The 2,389-nt window shown below is 40.3% G+C and carries 3 protein-coding genes; all 3 read right to left on the bottom strand.

Annotation, left to right across the window (positions count from 1 at the left end; genetic code table 11):
• On the bottom strand, positions 1-81 hold an 81-nt coding region (gene larC / locus V7659_RS15190), incomplete at its 3' end, for a nickel insertion protein (RefSeq protein ID WP_335540717.1).
• Positions 78-836, bottom strand: a complete 759-nt coding sequence (gene larB, locus V7659_RS15185; protein WP_335452986.1) for a nickel pincer cofactor biosynthesis protein LarB — start codon at positions 834-836, stop codon at positions 78-80. The genes larB and larC, both read right to left, overlap by 4 nt.
• Positions 837-862: 26 nt before the next feature.
• Positions 863-2,389, bottom strand: a 1,527-nt coding sequence (locus V7659_RS15180) for a gluconokinase (RefSeq protein ID WP_335540712.1), incomplete at its 5' end; no start/stop codon positions are given.

The following is a 2,389-nucleotide window of genomic DNA, read 5'->3' as shown; positions in this document are numbered from 1 at the left end:
GTCTGCTCCGGCGTCAATCAGAGATCCAATAACCATATCGCCGCTGATACCTGAAAAACAATCAAAATAAAGTGTTCTCAATTTTTCCCGGCCCCTTTTTGTGCAAGTTGATCAATTAATACTGCGTTATATCCCCCGCCAAACCCATTATCAATATTCACGACACTAATCCCTGATGCACATGAATTCAACATCGTTAATAAGGCAGATAATCCATTAAAATTTGCTCCATAGCCCACACTCGTTGGTACAGCAATAACAGGGTGGGAGACAAGCCCGCCCACTACGCTTGGAAGTGCTCCTTCCATACCAGCAACAACTACAGAGACCGTGGCATTTTGAATTTCCTCCGCATGACTTAACAAGCGATGAATTCCAGCAACACCTACATCATAGATACGATGTACTGTGCTGCCTAATACTTCTGCAGTAACCGCTGCTTCTTCGGCAACTCGTAAATCCGATGTACCTGCACAAATTACGGCAATATACCCTTGTGGCTCACCTTCATACACAGTGTCCTCTTTCCAAAAAAGAATTTGTGCTTCTTCTTTGTAAATAAAATCAGGGCAAGCACGTTGGACAATTTCTGCCTTTTCCTTGGTAATACGCGTGACGAGCACTTGGTGGTTTCGGGCTCTTAACACTTGGATAATTGAAATAATTTGCTCAGTCGTCTTCCCTTCACCGTATACGACCTCTGGGAAGCCTTGACGTTTCTTACGATGATGGTCAACTTTAGCAAATCCCAAATTTTCAAATGTTGCTAATTGCTCTTTTGCCTCTTTGACACTTAGGGTACCTCTTTGAACCTGCTTTAAAATTTCCTCAAGCATTCATTTCCCCCCTACTTATATAAACTTCAAAAATGTTGGGACATTCCGCTTGCCAACTTTTCATATTTCTCATAAATAAGTCTATATTTTTCACTATTATCCTTAATAGGAACGATTGCCTCACCCATTGGGATATTCTTTTTAATATCTTCAAAGGAATGAACTTTACCAGTAGCCACTAATGCAGTCCAAGCTGCTCCCCACGCTGCACTGTGGTAGCTCTCCGGCACATAAATTTCCGCCTTGAATACATCCGCCATCATTTGCAGCCACAATGGAGATCTGGATAAACCACCATTTACATATATCTTTTGATGTTTCCCGGCTAAACTTTCTAAAGCCTTGCCAATTTGAAAGAGGTTAAATGTTATACCTTCTAGTACCGCTCGAATAAAATGTTCTCTTCTATGTGTGATAGACAATCCAAAGAAATTTCCTTTTGCTCGTTGATTCCAAATCGGAGCTCTTTCGCCATTGAGATATGGATGAAAGATGATTCCATCGGAACCAAGTGGCACCTTTTCTGCATCTGCAAGGAAATCAGCGAAATCCCTAGGGTCGTTCAAAAGATCTTTTAACCATTGTAAAGCAATCCCTCCATTATTAGTTGGACCTCCAATGATAGAAAAATCTTCTGTAAAGGAATAACAAAAGTTTTCTTGATGTTCACTCATTTTAACGCCTCTTGTGAATTGCCGAATGGCTCCGCTAGTTCCAACTGAAACTGCCACTTCACCCGGGAGAATCGCTCCAATACCCAGGTTAGCAAGTTGGCCATCCGCAGCACCGATGACAAATGGAAGTTCAGAATCAATTCCCATTTCTTCGGCTATTTGTGGATTAATCCCTGTTAATATCTCTGTTGGGGGGACAATTCTAGAAAGCTGATCTTCATGAATACCCGTTAAAGATAATAATGTTTGATTCCACGTGTGTGTGTCTGGGTTAAATAACCCTGTCGCAGATGCCATCGAATAATCTATAACCCTCTTGTTAAACCAGCATTGAAGTAAATACTCTTTAATAGACATAAAGTACTTTGCTTGGAGGTACGGATCATATTTCGTTTCTTTCATCCATAATAACTTAACAAAAGGCGTCATGGGATGAACCGGTGTGCCTGTGTTTGAATACACTTCGTTCCCCATTGTTTCTATCACTGATTCGGCTTGTAGATAACTTCTTCCATCAGCCCAAATTAAGGCTGGAGATATTGGAAAGCCCTTCTCATCTATACAAATGAGGGAATGCATTGCAGAAGAAAAACCAACTGAAATCAACTCACGTTTTTCAATTTTGGCTTTCTCAATTACCTCTTTTATTGCTTGTACAGCTGATTGTTCAATCTCTATTGGGTTTTGTTCGACCCATCCTTGCTTTGGATAATGAAATGTGTTCATTCGTTCTGCTTCTGCGATTAATTTACCTTGAAGGTCAAATACGCATGCTTTAACACTTGTTGTTCCGATATCAAGTCCTATTACAACTTCTCTTGACATGCTCTTCTCGTCCTTTTCACATAACTTAAGTATATTAATTATTGCTATTTTTAT

The organism is Neobacillus drentensis (assembly GCF_036966985.1).
Classification (GTDB): domain Bacteria; phylum Bacillota; class Bacilli; order Bacillales; family Cytobacillaceae; genus Neobacillus; species Neobacillus drentensis_E.
This window is presented reverse-complemented; position numbering and strand designations above follow the sequence as displayed.